Raw genomic sequence first — 24,935 nt, forward strand, 5'->3', positions numbered from 1 at the left:
CACGGAGTTGACAACCTATATAGGAACACCCCCCAAGAAACTAGAGACACATCACAAAATGTGTTGACGTAGGTCACAGATCTCCCATATACTGACCAACCATTCAGTAAGTAATACCCCGCTTACTCCTCCATCCGGATAGAAGGATTTCCTCCATGACTACCACTGACTCCGCACTCGCCAGCGCAGAGGCAGAAGCACGCTTCGACGAGCTCATTGCGGAAGATTCCCGCATTGAGCCCACCGACTGGATGCCGGCCGCCTATCGCAAGACGCTGACCCGCCAGATCTCCCAGCACGCGCACTCCGAGATCATCGGCATGCAGCCAGAAGCCAACTGGATCACCCGCGCACCATCACTTAAGCGCAAGGCAATCCTCATGGCCAAGGTGCAGGACGAGGCAGGCCACGGCCTTTACCTCTACTCCGCCGCCGAGACCCTCGGCACCTCCCGCGATGAGCTGGTACAACAGCTTCTTGATGGCACGGCGAAGTACTCCTCCATCTTCAACTACCCGGCGCGCACCTGGGCAGACATCGGAGCAATCGGCTGGCTGGTCGACGGTGCGGCAATCTGCAACCAGGTCCCACTGTGCCGCGCTTCCTATGCCCCATACGGCCGCGCCATGGTGCGCATCTGCAAGGAAGAATCCTTCCACCAGCGCCAAGGCTGGGAGATCCTCTACGAACTCTCCCACGGCACCGAGGAGCAAAAGCAGATGGCGCAAGAGGCCATCAACCGCTTCTACGGCCCAGCCCTGCAAATGTTCGGCCCACCAGATGATGATTCCCCGAACTCCAAGCAGTCCATGGAGTGGAAGATCAAGCGTTTCTCCAACGATGAACTGCGCCAGCGCTTCGTCGACATGATCGTCCCGCAGGCTGAGGCCCTAGGCCTCCACTTCGAAGACCCGGACCTTAAGTGGAACGAGGAGCGTGGCCACTACGACTTCGGCGAGCTGGACTGGGCCGAATTCAAGTCCGTCATCAAGGGCGAGGGTCCGTGCAACGTGCAGCGTATGCAGCGACGTCGCCAAGCGCATGACGACGGCGCCTGGGTCCGCGAGGCAGCAGCTGCTTATGCCGAGAAATACCACAACGTCGACTCCGCCCTGTCGGCCTAATCCGCTCCACATCAACCAAAGGAAACCCCATGTCTGAAAATCAATGGCCAATGTGGGAAGTCTTCGTCCGCTCTTCCCGCGGCTTGTCCCACGTCCACGCTGGTTCTTTGCACGCGCCCGACGCAACCATGGCGCTGCGTAACGCGCGCGATCTATACACCCGCCGCAACGAAGGCACCTCCGTGTGGGTAGTTCCCACCGAAGCAATGTCTTCTTCCGATCCTGACTCCAAGGGCGGCTTCTTCGAGTCCCCGCAGGGCAAGAGCTACCGCCACGCCACCTACTACGACAAGTCCGAGGGGGTGCCGCACCTGTGAGTGGATTCGCAACCGCCGATTCTGCGACCAAGCAGTCGCAGGGTAACGGCATTACCGCAGAAGACATCGCCGCTTCCGGCGCCGTGGCCTCGGAAGACGTTGCTGCTTACGCACTAACGCTTGGCGACGACGCCCTTATCCTCGCCCAGCGCCTGGGCTGGTGGATCTCCCGCGCCCCAGAGATGGAAGAGGACATCGCACTCGGAAATATCGCACTCGACCTCATCGGCCATGCCCGCTTCCTTCTGACCTACGCGGGTACTGCTTATGGCAAAACTGAGGACGATCTCGCCTACTTCCGCAACGAAGAACAATTCCGTTCCTGCCGCCTCGTGGAGCAGGAAAACGGCGACTTTGGCCAGACCATCGCACGCCAGCTGCTCTTTTCCTACTACCAGTACGGTCTCTACACCGCCCTGCTGGCATCCAAGGATGAGACGCTAGCGGCCATCGCGGCAAAAGCCATCAAGGAAGTCGAGTACCACGTCGACCACGCCAATCAGTGGATCCTCCGCCTTGGCCTGGGCACCGAGGAATCCAAGCGCCGCGTGCAGGCAGGCCTGAATTACATGTGGCCTTACCTCGACGAGCTCTTCGAGGATCTGCCGGTGCACGAGAAACTCGCCGCCGAAGAGATTGCCGTTCTGCCTTCCTCCCTGCGCGCTGAGTTCGACGAGCGCATCGCGCACGTCCTTGGCAAGGCCGAACTGGATATCCCGCAGGTAAAGCAGGCTCGTTCCGGCCAGCGCGGCGGCGGTTTTTCCGAGTACCGCGGCTACATCCTCGCCGAGATGCAATCGCTCGCCCGCCAGCATCCGGGCGCTACCTGGTAAGGAGTTTGACCACTGTGACCATCACTGATACCTCTCATCCCCTGCGCCCGGCAGCGCCTGCCGACGCCCAGGTATGGGACGTCGCCGCGCAAGTCCCCGACCCCGAGATTCCCGTCATCTCGATTGCGGACCTGGGGATTCTGCGCGCAGCGAAGCTAGAAGACGACGTCGCAGTGGTAACCATTACTCCGACCTACTCGGGCTGCCCCGCCATGGAGCACATCACCGCGGATATCACCGCAGCGCTGGGGCAGGCAGGCTACAGCGCTGCCCGCGTGGACCTAGTGCTGCAGCCGGCGTGGACCACCGACTGGATCACCGAGTTGGGCCGCAAGAACCTCAAGGATTATGGCATCGCGCCGCCAACCGGCAAGTCCCGCGCGGCAAACTCTGGACCCATCCCGCTGACCCTTGGTCCCCCACCTGCCATCGAATGCCCACACTGCGGCTCCCGCCGCACCCGCAAGCTCGCCCAATTTGGCTCTACTTCCTGCAAGGCACTGTATAACTGCCTGGACTGCCTAGAGCCTTTCGACTACTTCAAGGTGCACTAATGACCACCACAATCCCCGCTAAGAAGAAGGCTACGTTCAACACCCTGACCGTGACCGGTGTACGTAAGCTCACCGAAGACTCCGTCGAGGTTTCCTTCGCAGTCCCCGCCGAACTCCAGGAAGACTACAACTACATCCCCGGCCAGTACGTGGCACTGCGTGCCGAGATCAACGGCCAGGAAGTGCGTCGCTCCTATTCCATCTGCGATGTGCCGCGCGACGGTGTCATCCGCGTGGCCATCAAGCGCGACCGCGGCGGCATCTTTTCTACCTGGGCCAACGAGGAGCTAACCCCCGGTACCCAGATGGACGTGATGAACCCGCAGGGCGCGTTTACCTCAAAGACCCACCTGACCGGCCTTAATAACCCAGAGGCCGTGCGCGAGGAGCTGGAAAAGCTTGACCATCCGCACCTCGTCGCCGTTGCCGCGGGTTCGGGCATCACCCCAATCATGGCGATTGCTCAGACCGTGCTGGCGGAGTCCCCGGAAACCACCTTCGAGCTCATCTTCGCCAACAAGGGCGGCGGAGATGTCATGTTTGCCGAGGAGATCGGTGACTTGAAGGATAAGTACCCGAACCGCTTCGCCGTCCATCACGTGCTTTCCCGCGAGCAGCGCGTCAACCCGCTGTTTTCCGGCCGCATCGACGCCGAGAAGCTGCAGACGTTGCTCGATAACGTGGTGCGCACCGAGAACGTGGACGAGTGGTTCCTGTGCGGCCCCTTCGAACTGGTCCAGCTGGTCCGCGACGAGCTCTCCGGCCGCGCTGTCGATGAGAAGAACGTGCGCTACGAGCTCTTTACCACCGGCAAGCCCACGGGCAATCAGAACCAGTCTGGCCGCCGGGTAGAAGCCGATCCAGAAGGCAACAACGTCGAAATCACCTTCCAGCTCGATGGCCTCTCCGGCTCGGTTACCTCCCCGGTTTCCGCCCACGAATCACTCCTGAACGCCGCTCTGCGCGTGCGCTCCGATGTCCCATTCGCCTGCGCCGGCGGCGTGTGCGGCACCTGCCGCGCCAAGGTCACAGAAGGCGAAGTGGAGATGGATGAAAACTACGCCCTCGAGGCCGACGAAGTGGCAGCCGGCTATGTGCTGACCTGCCAATCCCACGCCACCACGCCAAACGTCTCCCTCAACTTCGACGCTTAAAACCCACTACTTACTTTATAAAGGCACAGCATGATTGAACTACAGGTGGACGCTGAAAGCGGCGTCGCAGAACTCATCTTCAACAAGCCTAAGGCCATGAATTCTCTAGGCATTGCGGATTTGGCAGAGCTTTCCGATGCCCTCGATGCCGCAGCCAAGGCGCAGCCCAAAGCACTCATCGTCCGCGGCGAGGGCAAGAGCTTTAGCGCCGGCCGCAACATCAAGGGGCTAAACCCGCGCGAAGATGACGCAACCGACTTCCTAGCCAACAAGGTCACCCCAGTCCTGCGCCAGCTCGACGAGTTCCCCGCCCCAACCTTTGCCGCAGTCCACGGCCCCTGCCTCGGCGTAGGCCTAGGCATCGCGCTGGCCTGCGACGTTGTCTATGTCGCCGAAGACGCCAAATTCGGTTCTCCTTTTGCCAACCTCGGCGCCACCCTTGACTCCGGGGGCCACCACCTCTTCGTCGAGCGCCTCGGACCGCACCGCGCGATGGACCTCATCATCACCGGTGAGCTCATCAGCGGCGCCGAGGCTGTACGCGCGGGCCTGTTCTCCCGCGCACTCCCGGCAGAGGAGCTGCTGGACTTTACCCGGGGCGTCGCCAAGCGCGCGGCTCAAGGGGCCACCTTGGCATTCATGGCCAGCCGCAAGCTCGTCCAAGACATCCGCGACAACGGCACCGGATTGTGGGACTCCGTGGAGCAAGAAAACATCGCACAAGGAAAGCTGTGCGAGACCGAAGACTATTACGAAGGTTTTGATGCCTTCAACGAAAAGCGCAAGCCGCAGTTCAAAGGAGCATAAATGACTACCCCTAACGCATACCTCGTCTCCGGTTTCCGCACGCCAGTGGGCCGCTACGGCGGCGCGCTTTCTTCCGTGCGCCCCGACGATCTCATCGCCACCACCATCCGTCAGACCGTCGAAACCGCAGGCATCGACCCATCCCTGGTGGATGAAGTCATCATCGGAAACGCCAACGGCGCCGGCGAGGAAAACCGCAACGTCGCCCGCATGGCGTGGCTACTGGCTGGCTTCCCCGACACCGTCCCCGGTATCACCGTCAACCGCCTGTGCGCTTCGGGCATGTCCTCGATTGCGCTGGCTACCGCCCTCGTAGAGTCGGGCCAGGCGGACATCATCGTCGCAGGTGGCGTGGAGTCCATGTCGCGCGCGCCGTGGGTTATGGAAAAGCCCACCAAGGCCTTTGCCAAGCCAGGCGAGGTCTATGACACCTCCATCGGCTGGCGCTTCCCCAACTCCAAGTTCCTGGCGCAGGAAAAGATGACCTACTCCATGCCGGAAACCGCCGAAGAGGTGGCTAACGTCTACGGCATCACCCGCGAGGGCGCGGACGCATTCGCCCTGCGCTCCCACCAGCGCGCACTTCAGGCTATCGCCGACGGCAAGTTCGCTGCGGAAATCGTGCCGGTAGAGGTCAAGGACCGCAAGGGAAATGTCACCATCGTCGACACGGACGAGGGCCCGCGCCCCGAAACCTCCCTGGAAAAGCTCGCCAAGCTACGCCCGGTAACCAGCCTCGGCGAAGTCACTACGGCCGGCAACGCATCTTCGCTTAACGACGGCGCTTCCTGCGTCATCGTCGCCTCTGCAGCGGCCGTCGAAAAGCATGGTCTTAAGGCTCGCGCCCGCGTGGTCGCGAACTCCGCCCGCGGCGTCAAGCCCGAGATCATGGGAACCGGCCCTGTGCCCGCTACCCGCCAGGTGCTCGAGCGCGCTGGCTGGAGCATTGAGGACCTCGACGCGGTTGAGCTCAACGAGGCCTTCGCCTCCCAGTCCCTCGCATGCATCCGCGAGCTCGGGCTCGACGAGGACAAAGTCAATGCGTGGGGCGGAGCCATCGCTCTGGGCCACCCGCTGGGTTCCTCCGGCTCGCGTATCACGTTGACCCTGCTCAACCGTCTCGAGACCGAAGGCTTGCAGCGCGGTGTGGCCACCATGTGCGTGGGCGTGGGTCAGGGAACCGCGATTGCGATCGAGAGGGTCTAAATGAGTACCGCTATCGAGATAACCCAAGAAGAAGGCTTTGTTCTAGCCCGCCTGAACCGCCCAACGGTGCGCAATGCCATCGACGAGCAGATGGTGGCTGAGCTGCACGAACTCTGCGCGGGGTTGGAACAAGAACCGCAGATTCTCATCATCACCGGCTGCACCGTGGAAACCTCCAAGGGTCCGCGCGGCATCTTCGCCTCGGGCGCGGACATCGCCCAGCTGCGGGAGCGCCGCCGCGACGACGCCCTGCGCGGCATCAACTCCGGTATCTTTCATCGCATCGCACAGCTGCCGATGCCCGTCATCGCTGCCGTCGACGGCTATGCCCTAGGCGGCGGCTTGGAACTGGCACTCGCTGCGGATTTCCGGGTAGCCACCCCGTTTGCCAAGTTCGGCCAGCCGGAGGCCAACCTGGGAATCATCGCCGCGGCCGGCGCGCTGTGGCGGCTCAGAAACACCGTCGGTGTGCCGCTCGCCAAGGAGATTCTGCTGGCAGGACGCATCTTAAGCGGCGAAGAGGCGCTGGAGGCACATCTTATTAACGAGGTTCACTCCCCCGCTGAGCTCCTCGACGGCGCAAAGGCCCTAGCCGGGCGCATCGCCGCACTCGACCCGCTGGCCGTGCGCATTACTAAACAGCTAATGGACATGCCGGATTCCGCGCACCCCTCAGTAGACAACATCGCTCAGGCCGTGCTCTTCGAGTCTCAGGCCAAATTCGACCGCATGCAAGCATTCCTCGACCGCAAGAAGGAAAAATAAAGATGAAAACCCCGAATAAAGTTGGAGTACTAGGCGGCGGCCGCATGGGTGCCGGCATCGCGCATGCCTTCCTGGCAGCGGGTGCGCAGGTCCACGTCGTCGATATCAACGACGATGCCGTCGCAGCCGCCCGCCAGCGCGTGAAGAAGGCCATCCAGGGTTCCCTGGATCGCGGCGCTTCCGGCACCTTCGAATCGTGGGCTCAGCGCCTGACGCTGTCCACCGAGGCTGCCGACTTCGCGGGATTCCCGCTGGTAGTCGAGGCAGTCCCGGAGTCCATGGAGCTCAAGACGCAGGCATTCGCCAACGTTTCGGCGGCCGCTCCGGAGGCAGTCATCGCCACGAATACCTCTTCACTGTCCGTCTCTGAGCTCGCGGGCAGCGTCAACAATGATGTCATCGGCCTGCACTTTTTCAACCCGGTCCCGGCATCCAAGCTGGTGGAGGTCGTTATTGCCGATTCCACGCCTGAGCAGCTCGTCGAGGACGCCAAGGGCTGGGTCGAGGCGTTGGGCAAGACTGCCGTTGTGGTCAAGGATGCTCCCGGCTTCGCGTCCTCCCGCTTGGGCGTGGCCATTGCGCTGGAGGCCATCCGAATGGTGGAGGAAGGCGTTGCCTCCCCGCGCGATATCGACAACGCGATGGTGCTGGGCTACAAGTTCCCCATCGGCCCGCTCGAGCTCACCGACATCGTGGGCTTGGACGTGCGTCTCGGCATCGCCGAGTACCTCGAGTCTCAGCTCGGCGAGCGCTTTGCGCCTCCGCAGCTGATGCGCGATATGGTCGCTCGCGGGGAGCTCGGCCGCAAGTCCGGCAAGGGCTTCTACGACTACAGCTAGCGCTTTTAAGTTCCGCCGCCCTAGATGCCAAATCGGAGCGAAATCGCGACGTCGTAAAGCGCAGATTTGGCATTTAGGGCGATGTTTCGTGCACCCACTCCGGCTCTGGCGGCAGCGCGTATTCCTCCCATGGTTTAGGAAGCAGCGCCTTGTGCCAGAGGTGAACAAAGGAATAGAAACGCCGCGACCAATTGGGCGGCTGCGCTACCTGCTCCACGATGTAATCTAGGTGATGCGCCACGCAATGGCCGGTGTAGCGCAAAGTCCGCCAACCTCTTAATACGGCTTCGTTGTTCTTCCAGTGATCGCGAATCCACACGCCCAACTCGGAATGGAACTTCAGCCCGTTAATCTCGATGGCTATCTTGCGTGAGGGAATCACGATGTCCCAGCGATGCACGCCGATGAATACGTTGCATTCAATTTTCAACCCTGCCTGCTGGAGTGCCCGTGCAACCGCAATCTCCGCGCTGGAGTCGGTGAACAATACTGCGGACCTCAACAGCTCCTGCGCTCGGGCGGGCAGACTGGATATTTCAGCCCGGTCTGCCTCGACCTTCTCGCGCCCGCGATGTCCGGAATAAAGCGCCTCGCAGAGCTCGATGCCGCGGCCCCAGTCAATCTGTTCGAGAGCCAACAGCGGATTCTGCACGGAGCAGCCCAGCACTTCGCGCGTCTGCTCCCGCACGCTTCGCCGCGCGGAATAATACGTAGATGCTGGCAGACGCTTCGGTGCGGCGAGTTCTAATGGCAGTGTCACCTCGCGCTTCAAATACAACTGCGCGGCTGTCCGCCCAGTGGCGACGGCCTGCGGGTATCGCTGTTGGACCGCCCAGAGCACTTCCAGCGGCGTAGGCCTGCCCCAAACGTTGAGCCCCCGCGCAATCTTGGTGACGCGCCCGTGTTTGATGTGCGTGGCCAGTTGGCTCTTCGTCAGCCCCGACACTAAGCCCTTGTGCATGATTATCTCCCCCAATTGGAAGCTAGCACCGGCGGGCGGGGTGTGCAGCTTGAAGCGGTGGAGGCGCTCACGCCTGCCTAGATGCCAAATCGTGGCCCATTCAGGCAGCCAACATGCGTCGATTTGGCATCTAGGGCGGCTAACCTAGCTTCTTTCCACCAATGCGTTCGTGATTCGCGCGGTGCACAGGCGCTTGCCGGCTTCGTCGGTAATCACGACCTCGTGGCTACACAGCGTGCGCCCCAACTTGATGGCCGTCGCAGTTGCGGTAACCAACCCGGCGCGTCCGGAAGAGTGATGCGTGGCGTTGATGTCCACGCCCACAGCTACCTTGCCCTGCGTCGAAGCATGGATGACGGCCGCCCAGCTGCCCACGGCCTCGGCTAGGCACACCATCGCACCGCCGTGCAAGAGGCCGAAGGACTGCGTATTCCCCTCCACAGGCATTGTGGCCACAACTTTCTCCGGCGACTGTTCGAGCACCTCAACGCCCATTTTCTTGTCTAGCTCACCGAGCACAATTTGCCATTGCTGCATGGTTCTTCCTCCTCGCTATGTGATGTGGATTATACTAACTTAAATTACTGACCGAACGATCAGTTACTCGCGAAAGGAACGATTCCGCAATGACAAACGAGAACACCGCGCAGCTTGTCCCCAGCTTCCTCGCCGGGCAGTGGGTCACGCCTGACAACCCCAGCAAGGTCACCGATGTGCACGATGCGTCCACCGGCGAGCTGGTCGCTCGCGTGAGCGCAGAGGGCCTCAATATTGCCGCGGCCGTCGATTATGCCCGCACCACCGGCCGCACGGGGCTGCAGGCGCTTACCTTCCACGAGCGCGCCATCAAGCTCAAGGAACTGGCGCTTTACCTGCAGGAACACCGTGATGAGCTCAACGAGCTCGCGCACAAGACCGGCGCCAACAAGCGCGATAACTTCGTCGACGTCGACGGCGGCATCTCCACCATGTTCACCTTCTCTTCGAAGGGGCGTCGCGAGCTGCCGAACTCCACCATCATCCCCGACGGCGAGGCTGAGGTCTTCTCTAAGGACGGATCGTTCATTGGCCAGCACATCTACACCTCGATTCCGGGCGTGGCCGTGCAGATCAACGCCTTCAACTTCCCGGTCTGGGGCATGCTCGAGAAGTTCGCACCTGCTTTCATCGCGGGCGTTCCTTCCATCGTGAAGCCAGCCACCCCCACCGGCTACGTCACCGAGGCCTGCGTACGCCTCATGCTGGATTCCGGCATCCTCCCAGAGGGCTCCCTGCAGCTCATCTCTGGTTCCGCGCGCGATTTGCTGGATCACCTGGATTACCGCGATCACGTGGCCTTCACCGGTTCCGCCGCCACCGCACACGCGCTGCGCAGCCACCGCAACGTCGTGGAGGGCGGCATCCAGTTCAGCGCCGAGGCCGACTCCCTCAACGCCGCCATCTTGGGCACCGACGTCACCGAGGACTCCCCCGAGTTCGAAGCCTACGTCAAGGCCGTCTTCGGCGAGATGACAGCCAAGGCTGGGCAGAAATGTACCGCCATCCGCCGCGCTATCGTGCCGCAGCACCTCGTCGATCCCGTCATCGCAGCGCTGAAGGCACGCCTCGAGGCGAAGGTCGTGCCTGGTGATCCGCGCGACACCAACGCCACCATGGGTCCGCTGGTCTCCGTTGAGCAGCGCGAGGACGTCGCCACTGCAGTGCGCACGCTTGTCGACGCCGGCGGTGACATCGTCCTCGGCGGCCCCGACGAGCTCGAGGGCGCATTCTTCGCACCGACGATTCTGCGCTTTGCAGATTCTCGCACCCCAGCCGTGCATAACACCGAGGCCTTCGGCCCAGTGGTTTCCTTCATTGGCTACGAGACCCCTGAGGAGGCCATCGAATTGGCGGCCCTGGGTGCAGGCTCGCTGGTCGCATCCGTCGTAACCCACGACCCAGAGCTAGCTGCTCAGCTCGGACGCAGTATCGCCGCTCACCACGGCCGCCTGCATTTCCTCGACCGCGACGACGCCAAGACCTCAACCGGCCACGGTTCTCCCCTGCCGCACCTGGTCCACGGCGGCCCAGGCCGCGCCGGCGGCGGCGAGGAGCTCGGCGGCGTGCGCGGCATCAAGCACTTCATGCAGCGCACCGCCATCCAGGGCACCCCAGATCACCTCACGGCAATTACCGGCCAGTGGCACCGTGGCGCGGCCGTTAACCGCGTGACCCGCGCCGATGTGGAGGCAGGCACCGGTACACATCCTTTCCGCAAGGATCTGGCAACGCTCAAGGTAGGCGACCAATTCGCGTCGGACCTGCGCAAGGTCACCTTGGAGGACATCACAGCCTTCGCCAACGAAACCGGCGATACTTTCTACGCCCACACCGACGAAGAAGCCGCCACCGCGAACCCCTTCTTCCCGCGCCGCGTCGCACACGGTTACCTTCTGGTTTCCTGGGCAGCCGGCCTCTTCGTAGAGCCTGCTCCGGGTCCCGTTCTGGCGAACTACGGCTTGGAGAACCTGCGTTTTATCAACCCTGTCACCTACGACGATTCCATCCGCATCGAGCTCACCGCCAAACGCATCACCCCGCGCGTGACCGACGATTATGGCGAGGTCTGCTGGGATGCTGCCCTCTACAACCAGCACGACGAGCTGGTTGCGTCCTACGACGTCCTGACCCTGGTAGAGAAGGTCGACACCATCTACGCACAGCAGTAATACGAATAGGCGTTATTGCCGCCACGATTAAGGAGGCTGCGTCACAGGTCACATCCCTGCCGTATGCTTTTGTGTATGAAAGAGAACTCAGTCATTATCGTCGGCACTGGGCTGGCAGGAATGGTCGCAGGTTACGAGGCCATCAAAGGCGGCAAGCACGTCATCTTCCTCGAGCAGGAAAACCGCAATAACCTGGGCGGACAGGCCTTTTGGTCACTTGGCGGCCTGTTTTACGTCGGCTCCCCTGAACAAAAGCTCATGCGCGTGAAAGACTCCGAGGAGCTGGCCTGGCGCGACTGGGCCAACTCCGCCGACTACGACGAAGTCACCACCGAAGACTCCCACGACTACTGGCCACGTAAGTGGGGCCGCGAGTACGTTCGCTTCGCCGCAAATGAAAAGCGTTCTTACCTCAAGAAGCTGGGACTTAACGTGCTGCCCACCATTGGCTGGGCAGAGCGCGGCTCGGGCGACGCCTCCGGGCACGGCAATTCAGTCCCCCGCTTCCATCTCACCTGGGGCACCGGCCCTGAGGTAGTCCGTGTATTTTGCGAGCCTCTTGAGAAGGCCGAGAAGGAAGGCAAGGTGGAATTCCATTTCCGCCACCGCGTGGACGAGCTCATCACCGAGGGGCACGGGAGCGCACGGCGCGTCGTCGGTGTGAAGGGCTCGGTCCTGGCGCCCACCGACCAGGTACGTGGTGAGGCGAGCGGAAGGGACGTCGTCAAGCAATTTGAGCTCCGTGGCCAGGCCGTGGTGATTGCCACCGGCGGCATCGGCGGAAACCTTGAGAAAGTGCGCACCATGTGGCCCACTGAGCGCTGGGGTAAATGCCCAGAGGAGCTGGTCAGAGGTGTTCCCGCGCATGTCGACGGCCGCGGAATCGACATCGCCAGCAAAGCCGGCGCCAACCTCGTCAACCAAGACCGCATGTGGGCCTACCCCGAGGGCATGAGCAACTGGGATTCCATCTGGCCAGAGCACGGCATCCGCATCATCCCAGGCCCATCCAGCCTATGGCTCGACGCGGAAGGCAATCGCCTGCCCACCAACCTCTTCCCTGGTTCGGATAACCTCGCCGCACTATCGCACATCACCAACACCGGGCATGGCTACTCCTGGTTCGTGCTCAACCAGGAGATTGCGGACAAAGAGTTCATCTTCTCCGGCTCCGAGCAGAACCCCGATCTCACAGACAAGGAGTTCAAGAAGCTGGCCGGCAAGCTCGGCCCAGGCACCCATGTGGCAGTCAAGGCTTTCATGGACAACGGCATCGACTGGGTTGTCGAAGATAGCCTAGAAGACCTGGTCAAAGGCATGAATTCCATCAGTCCAGAGGGTTCACCCAAGATTGATGTGGACCAACTACGCAAGATCATTGAGGATCGCGACGCGCAGCTCGACAACCCGTTCTCCAAGGACGCTCAGGTCAACTACATCCGCATCGCTCGCGGTTTCTTGGGCGACAAGTTGATTCGCTGCGCGGCCCCGCATCGCTTGCTCGACAAGGGCCCACTCATCGCGGTGCGCCTCAAGGTGCTCACCCGCAAGACGCTGGGCGGCATCGAAACCAACCTCGACGGCGCCTGCCTCAATCCCGACGGAACCGTCCTGACCGGCCTGTATGCCTGCGGCGAGGCGTCCGGCTTCGGCGGCGGTGGCATGCATGGCAAGAACGCGCTCGAGGGCACGTTCCTGGGCGGCTGCATCCATTCTGGCAAGCGCGTAGGCGAGGCTCTCGCGCGCAGCTAAGATGGCCCATCATGGACATCTTTTTGGAAACCGTCGACGAGCTCCACGAGGTCGCACGCTCCCATGAGGACCCCGCGTTTGACGAGGTCCTCTATCACCGCGATCCTTCAGGCATCTGCATCACTGCGATGACCTACGAGGATGAGCAGACCGCCGTGGTCACCTTCCGCGGCCCGGCCCAGCAGGGCACCATCTACAGGGCCACGCCTTTCATCGGGGTGGTAGAAACTGCAGGTAAGCGCTTCGCAGCGCTTGTCGACGCCCCCTTTTCCCTCCCCGCCGGCAACCCTGCCGGTGGCGAGGCTTTGCAGGACACGCTGTACCCCGCACTCTTGGCCACGCACGTGGAATCCGCAGGTCACCACGCTATCGAGGACTTCGAGGCCCCCGACACGGAACGCTTCTACAGCAATTACAAGCCCAGCATGCTCACGCCGCGGGTGCGGGTGACGGGTGAGGTAAAGGACGTCGCGAAGCACGTGCATGAGCTCACCGAAAATGAATTCTGGGTGGGCCAAGTGGCCGGGTTTGCGGTGGTCTTCGAGGAAGAACCGCCCGCGCACGCGACAATCGACGCCGTGGCGGTCTGCGCTACTCCTTTCTGGGACGAGGCCTAGGCCTGTTCGCGGCGCGGCTTATCGACGCCGCGCCGACGCACTGCGATGGTCAGCAAGATAATGCCGCTGAGCAGGAATGCGAGCGCGCGGAAGATACCGCTTGTGGCCGCGAGATCGAAGAAGGTCAGCTTGGCCACCGCCACAATGGCAAGCAGCACGCCGATGGCGGTAAAGCGCTGGTCCGCAGCAAGAAGCAGGCGGGCAGCAAGGACCATCCACGCCACAGAAACCAGAGCGTGCGAAGCCAGGTAGGCAGTCTTGAGGCCCTCGGCTCCCGCCACGATGGCGGCTGCCGAGGCGATTGTGCCTACCGCGGCAAGAAGACTGAGCAGGAGTACAAAGAGTAGCAGTGCGGCTGCGACTCCACGGCTCTCGTAGTGGGGGATACGCTGGCGCAACAGGTAGCCCGCGATGAGAGCCACGGTGAGGACGATGCCCTCGGCAAGTGGCTCCATGCCAGCGAGGGCAGGCGGATCAAAGAGCACACCGCCGAGGAGCGGGGAGAGCACTATGATCGAGCCGAGGAACCAGGCGGCCAGGACGAAAGCATTGCGCATCGCTTGGAAGAGCAGCACGAATGCTGCAAAGAAGAGCCCGCTTAGGACAAACGTCAGGACTACAGCCATGGTCCCTGTGGGGGCTGTGCCGGTCCAGCCCGCCATGGTGTTGAGCATGACCAAGGCATAGACCACGGGGATAGCCCCAAGTGCGCAATCCCTGATGACGGAGTTGCCAAGCCAGGCGATACCCACGATGACAGCCAGGGCAGCAACGGCCATCCACTGGGCGAGGATGGTGTCCGCGCGAAAGAGGGCAGTGAACAGCAGGAAGCCCGGGGCGAACAGCCCCAAGAACGCGAATCCAAATTCCGCCTTGGCGGTGGGGAAGTAGACCACTAAGGCCACAGCCGCGATGGCGAGCAGGCTGCATGCGATGGCGATCCACAACGAGGGCAGACTGAAGAGGGTGCTGCGGGCGGCGACTTCCGTCATGACCACGGCAAGCCCGATGCCGGCGATAGCCCGCAGCACCTCGGCCATGCGCTCACTGCGACACAAGATGCTGTAGGTGGCGGTAACCAACGGGATCACGACAACGAGCATGGCACCGCCGACGTGTGCGGGTGCCACTGCGCTGGGGTAGGAGAGTGCGGCGATGCCTGCGCCTGCGGCCATCCACTCTTGTGTGAATGAGCCCTGGCGGAAACAATGGGCATACCCCACGAATCCGCCATAGATGAGCGCCATGAGCACTGCGCCCAGCCACACCGGCCACCAACCCAGCCACGTGACCACGAGGAACGTCGTGGCCAGCGCCGCAAATAGGGAAGTGGCCACCAAGGCGGTTACACCGGCCGGGGCGGCTTTGTTGCGGAACCACCATCCGGCCCCGAGCAGCGCACCCGCCACGATGTAAGCCAGAACGACGCGGCCCACCGGCCCTAGCAGGCCCGCCTGAATGGCAAGTCCCACAAGGAAGGCCACGCCCGCCAGGGTGATGACGGTGCCGCCAATAGCAACCGCACTGATGAGCGTCTTCTCGCGGTCCCGCGGGGCACGCGGCCGTGGTGCCTGCCATGGATAAGGAGGAGGTACCGCGTGCGGCTGGGGCTGCGCCGCCGGTTGCGCTGGCTGCTTCACTGGAGGTGGCGCAGGGGCCTGCTGGGGTGGGGTGGAAATTGGCTGCATCTCGGGCACGCCGGCCGTCTGACGTTCGAAATCGCGGAGGCTGGCGCGGGCGTCGCTAAGTGCTTGCTCGGCAATGTCGAGCCGACGCAAAGCGTCCCTGAGCAGCTCTTGGTTTGGATTCATGCTTAATGACTTACCGCGAAACCCCCGTGTCTACCAGAGAACCTAGTATTTCGTTATGCCTTTGAAACCTTTCACCGGCTGGGATATCACCCAATGGCGCGAACATGCCCTGCGGCATGGCCCCGAAACTGGAAAGGACCACCTGTGAGCGTGCAGCTCGTGGCCTCGACAAGCAGCACAAATAGGGGAGAGAGCCTGCCCCTTGATGTGGCGCAGGCCCTCTGTTTGTGATGATTTAGCGCTTACTTAACCACCAGGTTGACCATGCGGCCAGGGACGTAGATCTTCTTGACTACGTTCTTGCCCTCGGTCAGCTCGACGATGCGGGCGTCGGCAAGCGCGGCGGAAACCACGGTGCCCTCGTCGGCGTCGGCAGGCACGTTAACGCGAGCCTTAACCTTGCCGTTAATCTGGACCGGAATCTCAATCTCGTCATCTACCAGGTACTTCTCCTCGAAGGTGGGGAAGGAGGAGTAGGTGATGGTCTCGGTGTGGCCGAAGCGCTTCCACAGCTCCTCCGCGATGTGCGGAGCAATCGGGGAGACCAGCTGCGCAATCGGCTCGACCGCAGCACGCGGAGCGCCTTCGGCGGAGTTGCCGTAGGTGCGCGTCAGGTAGTTGACGTACTCGATGAGCTTAGCCACCACGGTGTTCAGACGCAGGTTCTCGTAATCATCACGCACACCGGCGATGGCGCGGTGCAGGGCCTTGAGATCATCCTCGGTGAGCGCGGCGTCGCTAGTAGCAAGCTCTCCTGTCGTCTCGTCTACAGCCAGACGCCACAGACGCTGCAGGAAGCGCTGGGAGCCGACGACGTCCTTGGTTGCCCACGGGCGGGAGGTATCCAGCGGACCCATGGACATCTCATAAACGCGCAGGGTATCGGCACCGTAGTCGCGGCAGATGTCATCCGGAGCCACGGCATTCTTCAGGGACTTGCCCATCTTGCCGTACTCCTGGTTGACCTCTTCACCGTTGTAGTAGAACTTGCCGTCCTTTTCCTCCACCTCGGCAGCCGGGACGTAAACGCCACGGGAATCGGTGTAGGCATAGGCCTGGATGTAGCCCTGGTTGAACAGTCGGCGGTACGGCTCCTTGGAGGAAACGTGGCCGAGGTCGAAGAGGACCTTGTGCCAGAAACGGGCGTAGAGCAGGTGCAGCACTGCGTGCTCGACGCCGCCGACGTAGAGGTCCACGCCGCCTGGATCGCCAGCGCCGTGCTCCTCAGGACGAGGGCCGGTCCAGTAACGCTCGTTCTCCAAGCTGCAGAATTCTTCCGAATTCTGCGGGTCAATGTAGCGCAGCTGGTACCAGGAAGAACCTGCCCACTGCGGCATGACGTTGGTGTCACGATAATACGTCTGGGTGCCCTGGCCGAGGTCGAGTTCCACCTCCACCCATTCGCGGGCCTTGGCCAGCGGCGGCTGCGGGGAGGAATCGGAATCGTCTGGGTCGAAGGAGACCGGCTTGTAGTCTTCTACCTCCGGCAGCTCGACCGGCAACATGGACTCTGGCAGCGGGTGAGCCTGGCCTTCAGCGTCATAGACGATGGGGAAGGGCTCGCCCCAGTAACGCTGGCGTGCAAACAGCCAGTCGCGCAGCTTGTACTGGATCTTTTCGCAGCCGATGCCCTGCTCCTCCAGCCACGGGATGATGGCCGCGATTGCCTCTTCCTTGGACTTGCCGTTCAGGTCGATGGATTCGTTAGCGGAGTTAACGGCCTTGCCGGACTCAGTAAACGCTTCCTTGCTGATGTCACCACCAGAGACAACCTCCGTAATTGGCAGGCCAAATTCGGTGGCGAACTCGTAGTCACGCGTATCGTGCGCCGGCACCGCCATGATGGCGCCGGTGCCGTAGCCGGTCAGAACATAGTCAGCAATAAAGATCGGAACCTGCTTGCCGTTGACCGGGTTAACGGCATAGGTGCCCAGGAAGACGCCGGTCTTTTCCTTGTTCTCCTGGCGCTCTAGGTCAGACTTTGCGGCGATGGACTCACGGTAGGCCTCCACGGCCTCCTTCGGATCATCGTGGCCAAAGGTCCAGCGGCTGTCGACGTCGTCGTCATACGGGACGGGGGAGAGCAGGGCGTCGACAAGCTCGTGCTCTGGAGCCAGCACCACGTACTCAGCGCCGAACAGGGTGTCAGGGCGGGTGGTGAAGACGGTGATCTTGTGGCCCTCAGCGGTGAAGTCCACCTCGGCGCCGCGGGAGCGACCAATCCAATTGCGCTGCATGGACTTGACCTTCTCCGGCCAATCCAGAAGCTCCAGATCATCCAGCAGGCGATCGGAGTAAGAGGTAATGCGCATCATCCACTGGGACAGGTTCTTGCGGAAGACCGGGAAGTTGCCGCGTTCAGACTTACCCTCTGCCGTAACCTCCTCGTTTGCCAGCACGGTACCCAGGCCAGGGCACCAGTTGACGGTGGAGTTAGACAGGTAGACCAAACGGAACTCGTCCAGGGCTGCGGCCTGTTCGGCTGCAGTCAGATCGGAGTAGTAACGGCCATCCTTGGTCTTGCGCTTTCCTACCTCGAGCTCCTTGACGAGCTCAGACATTGGGCGCGCCTTCTGCTGCTCCTCGTCGAACCAGGAGTTGTAAATCTGCAGGAAGATCCACTGAGTCCACTTGTAGAACTCTGGGTCCGTCGACGCCACGGAGCGGCGCGGATCATGGCCCAAGCCCAGCAGGCCCAGCTGGCGGCGCATGTTCTCGATGTTGGCCATCGTGGTGGTGCGCGGGTGGGTACCCGTTTGGATGGCGTACTGCTCGGCCGGCAAGCCGAAGGCGTCATAACCCAGGGTGTGCAGGACGTTCTTGCCCAGCATGCGGTTGTAGCGGGCATAGGTATCGGTGGCGATATAGCCCAGCGGGTGGCCCACATGCAGGCCCGCGCCGGATGGGTACGGGAACATGTCCTGGATGTTGAGCTTTTCCTTCGGAAGGGCGCCCGCGCTCTCCGTGGCTAACTCGCCGACGGGGTTCGGCGCGTTAAACGTGCCATTGTCTTTCCAGTACTGCTGCCAGGTCGACTCGATCTGGGCCGCAAGCTCCGGGGTATAGCGGTGCGCGGTGGAATCACTCGGGTTAGTCATGTTTAGACAGTGTAGTAGCCCAGCTGGTCATTGTGGCATTTAGCCTTGGGCTTTCCTTGTCCATCTGGTGGGATTTTCGCTGAGATGGGAATGCGCTTGGCGACGCCGCGTTAAGCCCCACCTAACCCCGCGTTCTGAAGTCAGCCTGAATGGCTGTTAATTCCGCGCGAATGATGTCGAGGGCCCACTGCGGATCGTCCTCCACGGGACGGTGCAGCAAGTGGAATGCAAGACCGTCGATCAGTGCATGCAACCGTTGCGCACTCACCTCAACTTCTTCCGACTCGCGAGATTGACCAGACACCAATTCGACCAAGCGCAGTGCCACTTCATGGAGTTTCTGGTGTGCTTCGTCCCGAATAGAGGCCAGCTCTGGAAGCGCTGGCACTTCGGTTGCGAGTGCGAGGTTGACCTCAAATTCAGCGCGCGAGTCCGCCTCTAACGGCAACAGCTGCCTCACAATCTCAAGCGCATACTGCTGCGGTTCATCACTGGGAGGAACGGAAAGCACCCGTTCTGTTGCGCGCTGCACCATTAGCTCAGCCGAGAACTTCATCAACTCGGCGCGGGTGGGAAACACATGCCGCAGTGAACCAACAACGATTCCCGCCTGCTCAGCCACGTTCCTTACAGAGACGGCCGAGATACCGCGCTCCAGAATGACCTGCCATACGGCCTCAGCGAGCTGCTTTTTTCTTTCTTCGATGTCGAGTCTTGGCGCCACAAAAGAAACTTTAGCACGACTGTGTTAAAGTCTCGTCTAACACAGTCGTGCTACTAAGAAAGGCCCGTGATGATCGCGACCATCGGCAGCCTCGTCGTCCTAGCCCTCATCGATTCGACCAGCTTCGGCACCCTCCTGATCCCTCTCGGCTTGTTAACGGCACCTGGACGCCTGCAGATCAGCAGGCTCCTGCTCTTTCTGAGTGTTGTGGCTGGCTCTTATTTCGCACTGGGCGTGGCATTGCTGTTTGGGGCTACGTCGCTACTTGGTTCTTATAGTCATCTGTTCGAGTCCACGAGCTTTCGGTATGTGCAGCTCATAGCAGGGATTGCATTGCTGGTAATAAGCCATTTCATGGACACCGAGAAAGCTCGAGCACGCGCTGCGGAGCGAGCAGCACGTGGGGATAACCGAATATTGAGGTGGCGTTCGCAGGTCATGAGCGGAAAATCCTCTTCAAGCACCACCGGCTCGCTCATCGGATTGGCTCTCGTCGCCGTATTCCTCGAAGCCGCAACCATGCTGCCCTACCTCGCGGGCATCGGCATCATCACCGTCGAGGGTCCCGGATTCCCCAGCAATGTGCTGCTCTTGCTGGGCTATTGCTTCGTAATGATCCTTCCGGCCCTCTTACTCACTTGCATCCGAATAATGGCCCGCTCCGCAATCGAAAAACCGTTGATTCGCCTAAACAACTGGCTCATGAAGAACGCGCAGAGCACTACTGCTTGGATCATTGGCATCGTGGGATTCATCCTCGCTGCCCAAGCCGCCTCGATTTTGTGGTTCGCCACTTAGACCCGTTGAAGCTGCGGTGATCTGTTTTCAAGGATCGGGTCCATCACAGGAACTAACTCGCACACCACGCTAACGGAGGCAATCTTTAAAAAGCGCCGCCCGCGCTTCATCTTCACGTGGTGGAGTTTCCAATTCAACCGCGGCATCTCTGCTTGCTTCATAAAGAGCAATCCCAATGTTCTTCGGTTGCACAACGTCAATAAGAATGGCACGCACCTCCGCTTCCATTGAGCGGCCATTGTCCCGCGCACGAGCCACGAGCGCTTCTTTTATCGCGTCGTCAAGGTTTCTTACTACCAATGAGGCCATCGCATCTAAACCTTCTTGACCACCGCCGGCTTCAACGTCATGGCGCCGAAGCCATCAATCTTGCAGTCGATGTTGTGGTCTTCCTGACCCGTTCCAGCATCAAAGTTCAGACGGATGCCGCGGACCTTAGTGCCGGACTTCAGCGGCTGCTGCGCACCCTTGACCTTGAGGGTCTTGGTGACGGTGACAGTGTCGCCGTCGGCAAGCGCGTTGCCCACAGAATCAACGATTACCTGGGGCTCAGCGGAGTCGGTGTCCGCACCAGCGGCGGTGGCTTCGAACTCGTGCGCGCACTCCGGGCAGACGATGAGCGGCGGCATCTCGTAGGTGTATTCGGAGGAACATTCAGGGCATGGCGGCAACATCGCAGCTGCATTTTCAGTCATGAGAGGGATTCTAATCTGTGCTCACGCTTACGGCTGAACGGCGTAGTGGGTAATTGACGTCCAAAAGAACTACCCACATAGTTTGATTCTTATTAACCCGTGTGTGGTCCCGTTGTTACTCCGCCTGCCTAGATTTATGCACGGTTGATTCCACTCTCACTTTTGGAACTTGCCTCTTTCTATTCCTATCTCTCTTTAAAGTCCCCAAAGACCTTGAACATAGAAAGCTCTCTCATGCGCAACTTCTCTCGCGCCCTGCGCGTTAGCGTGGCCGCAGTAGCCACTACCGCCCTGACCACCGGCCTTGTCGCCCCAGCACACGCCGCTGCTTCTGGCCCTAAGAACATCATTTACATGATTGGTGACGGTATGGGCTACGGCCACATCGCCTCCAACAATCTCTACGAGTCCGGCCAGTCCAAGTACCTGGTTGAAGGCGCATTCGGTCCGGACACTGCGAAGGAGCTCGAAGGCGAATCCGTCCAGGCATTCGAGGACTTCAACCGTCTGTCCATGACTACCTTCCCGCACGGCGGCTCCTACGACCCAGCCAAGGCATGGTCTGACCACGAGTACATCAAGCAAGGCCCTACCGACTCTGCTGCGGCCGGCACCGCAATGGCCACCGGCTCCAAGGTTGATAATGGCACCCTGGGCGTCTCTTCCTACGGCCACGAAATGGAAAACCTCTCCGAGCGCGCCATCCGCGAGGGCAAGTCCGCAGGCGTCGTCACTTCCGTACCGTTCGACCACGCCACCCCAGCGGCGTTCGCGGCGCACAACAAGAACCGCAACAACTACCTGGAGATCGGCGATTCCATGATCAACTCCGATCTCTCCGTCATCATGGGTGCGGGCCACCCTAAGTACAACGATGACGCGCAGAAGGTTGCTGCCGGTTCCGAGGACTACTCCTACATCTCCAAGGAGAACCTCGCTGCGCTTCGCGACGGCTCGAAGGGCTGGGAGTTCACCGATAACACCGCCGGCTTTGAGTCCCTGGCTGCTGGCAACGTAGAAGAGGGTAAGAAGTACTTCGGCCTGGCACCAGTTGCAACCACCCTGCAGCAGAACCGCTCCGGCGATGCTGAAGCGAAGGAGCCAGGCACCGACCCGAAGAACGACGTGGTTGACCTGCCGACCATGACCAACGGCGCACTCAACGCCCTTGGCCAGAACGAGAAGGGCTTCTCCGTCATGATTGAGGGCGGCGCCATCGACTGGTCCGGCCACGCAAACCAGACCGGCCGCGACATCGAAGAGGTCCAGGACTTCAACGCGGCTGTCGACGCCGCCATCGACTGGGTTGAGAAGAACTCCTCTTGGGAGGAAACCCTGCTGATTGTCACCGCTGACCACGAGACCGGCTTCCTCTCCGGCAAGGATGAGACCGACGCTTGGAAGCCACAGACCGGCACCAAGGGCACCGCTCCGACCCACGAGTGGTACTCCACCAACCACACCAACCAGGTAGTACCGTTCTTCTTCAAGGGCGCTGGCTCCGAAGATATCCAGGCTAAGGTTTCTGGCACCGACCCAGTCCGCGGCGAGTACATCGACAACACCACCGTGGCCAAGCTGGCCCTGGACGAGTGGTGGTTCAACACCGCTGAAGACGACACCGACAACCCCGGCGATACCGACAACAAGCCATCTAGCGACGGTTCCTCCAACGGCTCCTCTTCTGCAGGCGCTGGCCTGGCTGGCGCCGGCGTGATGGCCCTGATCTTCGGCATCATCACCGCTGCGGCTCAGGCCCTTGGCCTGGTCAAGTTCGACTTCAAGGCTCTGCAAGACCTCATCAAGCAGTTCGCCTAATGCGCTAGCCGACGCCCCGCCACTAGGCCGCGGGCAAGCACCAGCCCTCGTCTCCCCACAGACGGAAACACCGTCACTTTCTAGGGGATGACGAGGGCTTTCGCCGTTTTCACCGCTAAAAGGACGCAGTCAGAAGACAGGACGGAAGGATAACTCTTAAGTACCCAAGCAGTTTCAAAAGCGCACGACATCGCTGAATTTTCAACAGCCGATTCTAGTGTCGGCGCTCGCCTCAATTCCATGGCTAAACGTAGTCACAAAATGTTCCATTACGCAACACTACTTGTCTGCGGAGCACGACCCGGCGAGTTCACCATTCACCGATGCATACGCACCTTTCAGCTTTCCCAACCTGTCCGCATCGTTAGCGGGAACTTCAAATGAAGCGGTCAAATAGTCAGAACTCAGCCCAACGAGTACTTCTTCTTCGTCAGTAGACGGGTACACCTGCACGAATGAATTGAAAGACCCAGCCACGTTGTCCTCCATCACCATGATTCCGTTCTCGAAATCCAAACGGTAGGAATACGAGTTGTATTCATTTGAGTTGGGAGCAAAATAGAAAACCGCTTCGTTGTCTTTCATTGTGAAATTCTTCAAAGCAATCGGCCCGTCGCTAGTTTGTACTGCTCGGGGATCGCAGTTCCAGGCAGATTCGTCTGGCAGGGTGTCTGAAACGTCCACGCCTGCTTCGGTTGTGGTCTGGAATTCTGGTACTGCCAATGCTTCGGTTGATTCGTCTGTTGGCTGGCTATTGCCACCGCCACACGCTGTGAGCATGAGCGGGGCAATGAGGATGAGGGATGAGAGTGTCTTTTTCACGTCTTTAAAGTTACCCAACTTTATTGTGTGCACGATGGACAACGCTGTGATTCATACACGCTCAATGCGCCCGTACTCTTCTCCGCCCACGCGGAGGTATTGCCTTACCAGCAACGGTATTTACCCCGAAGACTCCTCCAGGCAGTCATAGGGGAAGTCCATCAGCGCGGTGGCGTCGTCAGTGCTAAATAGCTCATCGAGCGCAATTTTGAATTCGCGGTGACGGGCGTTTGGGATATTCAATCCGCTGTATCCCGCGAACATGAGCATCCCAGAAGGCATAAGCCGGGCTGTTCGCTTATTGCCGTCGAAGTGGAACTGGCTACGTTTAGCAGAGCAGAAGTAGGCGAGTCCACGTTCAATTGGGGTATCAAGCAACGCCAGGGAGTCGAGAAACTCAGCATGTGCAGCATACAGCTCCGCAGCTGGATCAAACTCAACAAATCTACCGTTCATGGGGTGCACCCCACCACCGTCACTAGTTACTGAACCATCACCACGAAACAGCCGGGCATCAAGCGCTTCGTGCCACGCGACCGCGGGCTTGAACCCCGGACGTGTCCACTTTCTGGGGTCAGGCCCGGGCTGCTTTTCGACAACTATGTGAAGTTGACTGGATCTCAGTAGTTACCCTGGGAAAACATGCCGCTTGGTTTACTCTCCTTTGTGAGGGGGCATGACGCGATCCCCCATCCCCGATGCTCCCTCTCTGATAGCTCCTGCGTCGAGCGCCGTATCCCCCTCGGCTGCTCCGCAGGAGTCATCACCTCATTTACGGGGCAAGTAAATCTTCGATTCGTGCGATGTCGCGCCCCGTTTTTGGAAGAATGCGGCTATGGACACCCAAATTCAACGTCGCAGCCTTATCGCTTTTTACTTCGGCACAAAGGTCGCTACAGCCAACGTCACCAGCGAGCAGGCGATCCACGGTGTCGCACGTCGTGCCTACGCTGATCTGCAACGCACCCTACGCGGTTTCGACACCCACCAATCACGCTCCGAACTCAAGAGATCAACGATTGCCTCGATTCAATCTTTCGTCGATAATCTCGCCACCATCGACTCACAAGCCAGCTTCGATGCCCAGCACGACCACTGGTGTCGTACAACCTGCGACAAATTCGCACACCATGAGCATGGTAGCCGGCCGTTCTCCTTCCACTACGGCCAAGCCCAAAAGTGGCTGAACATGACGCTGAAATACCTCGCCGTCCTCGACCACCCCGATGTGCAGCGCCTCTATCCTTACCTGCACGTCCCTGTCGATCAGTACGTTTACAAGGAAGCCGCCAGCGCAGGTGTCACACGCCCCGTGGCACCCAACGCCTGGTCAACACTAACCTCCGAGAAATACATCGACTACCAACACAGACTCCGACAAATGGTGGAATCCACCGGCAAATACACCTGCCCTCTTGACTGGGAAGCTGCCGTTTGGATTGATAGAACCAGCACGACCACACCATAAGACAAGGAACCTCAACATGTACAAACAATTCCGCCCCGAAGACTCCCCCGCCCATACGCGCCGT

The 24,935-nt window shown here is 60.6% G+C and carries 24 protein-coding genes; 15 read left to right on the forward strand and 9 right to left on the reverse strand.

The window, feature by feature from the left end:
* The first annotated feature begins 155 nt into the window (after nucleotides 1-155).
* From paaA to HMPREF3158_RS03065, 9 genes are read left to right on the forward strand one after another with little or no spacing between them, the layout of a single operon-like run.
* The gene (gene paaA / locus HMPREF3158_RS03025; protein WP_061925266.1) at nucleotides 156-1,124 is read left to right on the forward strand and encodes a 1,2-phenylacetyl-CoA epoxidase subunit PaaA; all 969 of its coding nucleotides are present in this window, start codon (nucleotides 156-158) and stop codon (nucleotides 1,122-1,124) included.
* Between the two features lie 29 nt (nucleotides 1,125-1,153).
* Nucleotides 1,154-1,441, forward strand: coding sequence for a 1,2-phenylacetyl-CoA epoxidase subunit PaaB (paaB, locus tag HMPREF3158_RS03030; RefSeq protein ID WP_062036659.1), 288 nt, complete (start codon nucleotides 1,154-1,156; stop codon nucleotides 1,439-1,441).
* Entirely contained in the window at nucleotides 1,438-2,274 is an 837-nt protein-coding gene (gene paaC, locus HMPREF3158_RS03035) for a 1,2-phenylacetyl-CoA epoxidase subunit PaaC (protein ID WP_061925270.1), read from the forward strand. The genes paaB and paaC overlap by 4 nt, the downstream gene beginning before the upstream one ends.
* Before the next feature lie 14 nt (nucleotides 2,275-2,288).
* Nucleotides 2,289-2,828: a 1,2-phenylacetyl-CoA epoxidase subunit PaaD gene (gene paaD / locus HMPREF3158_RS03040; protein WP_062036657.1), complete on the forward strand. Its 540-nt coding sequence runs from the start codon at nucleotides 2,289-2,291 to the stop codon at nucleotides 2,826-2,828.
* Nucleotides 2,828-3,982: a 1,2-phenylacetyl-CoA epoxidase subunit PaaE gene (paaE, locus tag HMPREF3158_RS03045; RefSeq protein ID WP_062036655.1), complete on the forward strand. Its 1,155-nt coding sequence runs from the start codon at nucleotides 2,828-2,830 to the stop codon at nucleotides 3,980-3,982. Before paaD ends, paaE begins: the two co-directional genes overlap by 1 nt.
* A gap of 30 nt (nucleotides 3,983-4,012) precedes the next feature.
* On the forward strand, nucleotides 4,013-4,789 hold the full coding sequence (locus HMPREF3158_RS03050) for an enoyl-CoA hydratase/isomerase family protein (RefSeq protein ID WP_070455807.1): 777 nt from the start codon (nucleotides 4,013-4,015) through the stop codon (nucleotides 4,787-4,789).
* Nucleotides 4,790-5,995 (forward strand): thiolase family protein, encoded by a 1,206-nt coding sequence (locus HMPREF3158_RS03055; protein ID WP_062036650.1) that lies wholly within the window; start codon nucleotides 4,790-4,792, stop codon nucleotides 5,993-5,995.
* On the forward strand, nucleotides 5,996-6,760 hold the full coding sequence (locus tag HMPREF3158_RS03060) for an enoyl-CoA hydratase/isomerase family protein (RefSeq protein WP_070497284.1): 765 nt from the start codon (nucleotides 5,996-5,998) through the stop codon (nucleotides 6,758-6,760).
* A 2-nt stretch (nucleotides 6,761-6,762) separates the two neighbouring features.
* Nucleotides 6,763-7,599 (forward strand): 3-hydroxyacyl-CoA dehydrogenase family protein, encoded by an 837-nt coding sequence (locus tag HMPREF3158_RS03065; protein ID WP_070497285.1) that lies wholly within the window; start codon nucleotides 6,763-6,765, stop codon nucleotides 7,597-7,599.
* 73 nt (nucleotides 7,600-7,672) lie between these two features.
* On the opposite strand, the gene HMPREF3158_RS03070 is transcribed toward HMPREF3158_RS03065, so the two are convergent.
* Both HMPREF3158_RS03070 and HMPREF3158_RS03075 read right to left on the reverse strand, forming a co-directional pair.
* Nucleotides 7,673-8,560 (reverse strand): endonuclease domain-containing protein, encoded by an 888-nt coding sequence (locus HMPREF3158_RS03070; protein ID WP_070497287.1) that lies wholly within the window; start codon nucleotides 8,558-8,560, stop codon nucleotides 7,673-7,675.
* Nucleotides 8,561-8,704: 144 nt separating this feature from the next.
* Nucleotides 8,705-9,097: a PaaI family thioesterase gene (locus tag HMPREF3158_RS03075; RefSeq protein ID WP_062036642.1), complete on the reverse strand. Its 393-nt coding sequence runs from the start codon at nucleotides 9,095-9,097 to the stop codon at nucleotides 8,705-8,707.
* 89 nt (nucleotides 9,098-9,186) lie between these two features.
* On the opposite strand from HMPREF3158_RS03075, the gene paaZ reads away from it, so the two are divergent.
* The 3 genes from paaZ to HMPREF3158_RS03090 all read left to right on the forward strand — a co-directional run bounded on the left by paaZ (nucleotide 9,187) and on the right by HMPREF3158_RS03090 (nucleotide 13,637).
* Entirely contained in the window at nucleotides 9,187-11,268 is a 2,082-nt protein-coding gene (gene paaZ, locus HMPREF3158_RS03080; RefSeq protein WP_070497289.1) for a phenylacetic acid degradation bifunctional protein PaaZ, read from the forward strand.
* Nucleotides 11,269-11,343: 75 nt separating this feature from the next.
* Complete coding sequence (locus HMPREF3158_RS03085; protein ID WP_070497355.1) at nucleotides 11,344-13,020, forward strand: FAD-binding dehydrogenase; 1,677 nt, start codon at nucleotides 11,344-11,346, stop codon at nucleotides 13,018-13,020.
* An 11-nt stretch (nucleotides 13,021-13,031) separates the two neighbouring features.
* Nucleotides 13,032-13,637 (forward strand): hypothetical protein, encoded by a 606-nt coding sequence (locus HMPREF3158_RS03090; RefSeq protein WP_070497291.1) that lies wholly within the window; start codon nucleotides 13,032-13,034, stop codon nucleotides 13,635-13,637.
* Here the strand turns inward: HMPREF3158_RS03090 and HMPREF3158_RS03095 are convergent.
* The 3 genes from HMPREF3158_RS03095 to HMPREF3158_RS03105 form a co-directional block, all read right to left on the reverse strand.
* Nucleotides 13,634-15,448: a DUF2339 domain-containing protein gene (locus HMPREF3158_RS03095; RefSeq protein WP_062036636.1), complete on the reverse strand. Its 1,815-nt coding sequence runs from the start codon at nucleotides 15,446-15,448 to the stop codon at nucleotides 13,634-13,636. The genes HMPREF3158_RS03090 and HMPREF3158_RS03095 overlap by 4 nt on opposite strands.
* Before the next feature lie 242 nt (nucleotides 15,449-15,690).
* The gene (gene leuS, locus HMPREF3158_RS03100; RefSeq protein WP_070497293.1) at nucleotides 15,691-18,546 is read right to left on the reverse strand and encodes a leucine--tRNA ligase; all 2,856 of its coding nucleotides are present in this window, start codon (nucleotides 18,544-18,546) and stop codon (nucleotides 15,691-15,693) included.
* A 121-nt stretch (nucleotides 18,547-18,667) separates the two neighbouring features.
* Nucleotides 18,668-19,270: a TetR/AcrR family transcriptional regulator gene (locus HMPREF3158_RS03105; RefSeq protein ID WP_062036632.1), complete on the reverse strand. Its 603-nt coding sequence runs from the start codon at nucleotides 19,268-19,270 to the stop codon at nucleotides 18,668-18,670.
* Between the two features lie 69 nt (nucleotides 19,271-19,339).
* Between HMPREF3158_RS03105 and HMPREF3158_RS03110 the strand changes: the two genes are divergently transcribed.
* Nucleotides 19,340-20,068: a GAP family protein gene (locus HMPREF3158_RS03110; protein ID WP_062036630.1), complete on the forward strand. Its 729-nt coding sequence runs from the start codon at nucleotides 19,340-19,342 to the stop codon at nucleotides 20,066-20,068.
* 69 nt (nucleotides 20,069-20,137) lie between these two features.
* On the opposite strand, the gene HMPREF3158_RS03115 is transcribed toward HMPREF3158_RS03110, so the two are convergent.
* Nucleotides 20,138-20,377: a FitA-like ribbon-helix-helix domain-containing protein gene (locus HMPREF3158_RS03115; RefSeq protein ID WP_062036627.1), complete on the reverse strand. Its 240-nt coding sequence runs from the start codon at nucleotides 20,375-20,377 to the stop codon at nucleotides 20,138-20,140.
* A gap of 5 nt (nucleotides 20,378-20,382) precedes the next feature.
* The gene (locus tag HMPREF3158_RS03120) at nucleotides 20,383-20,763 is read right to left on the reverse strand and encodes a zinc ribbon domain-containing protein YjdM (RefSeq protein WP_062036625.1); all 381 of its coding nucleotides are present in this window, start codon (nucleotides 20,761-20,763) and stop codon (nucleotides 20,383-20,385) included.
* Nucleotides 20,764-20,997: 234 nt separating this feature from the next.
* On the opposite strand from HMPREF3158_RS03120, the gene HMPREF3158_RS03125 reads away from it, so the two are divergent.
* Nucleotides 20,998-22,581, forward strand: coding sequence for an alkaline phosphatase (locus HMPREF3158_RS03125; protein WP_083291033.1), 1,584 nt, complete (start codon nucleotides 20,998-21,000; stop codon nucleotides 22,579-22,581).
* A gap of 279 nt (nucleotides 22,582-22,860) precedes the next feature.
* Here the strand turns inward: HMPREF3158_RS03125 and HMPREF3158_RS03130 are convergent, their stop codons facing one another.
* Nucleotides 22,861-23,403, reverse strand: coding sequence for a hypothetical protein (locus HMPREF3158_RS03130; RefSeq protein WP_246816170.1), 543 nt, complete (start codon nucleotides 23,401-23,403; stop codon nucleotides 22,861-22,863).
* A 120-nt stretch (nucleotides 23,404-23,523) separates the two neighbouring features.
* Nucleotides 23,524-23,859, reverse strand: a complete 336-nt coding sequence (locus HMPREF3158_RS03135) for a hypothetical protein (protein ID WP_070497301.1) — start codon at nucleotides 23,857-23,859, stop codon at nucleotides 23,524-23,526.
* A gap of 379 nt (nucleotides 23,860-24,238) precedes the next feature.
* Between HMPREF3158_RS03135 and HMPREF3158_RS12860 the strand changes: the two genes are divergently transcribed.
* Complete coding sequence (locus HMPREF3158_RS12860; RefSeq protein ID WP_168161742.1) at nucleotides 24,239-24,871, forward strand: hypothetical protein; 633 nt, start codon at nucleotides 24,239-24,241, stop codon at nucleotides 24,869-24,871.
* Nucleotides 24,872-24,935 lie beyond the last annotated feature (64 nt).

This window comes from Corynebacterium sp. HMSC06G04 (assembly GCF_001807365.1).
Taxonomy (GTDB): Bacteria; Actinomycetota; Actinomycetes; order Mycobacteriales; family Mycobacteriaceae; genus Corynebacterium; species Corynebacterium simulans.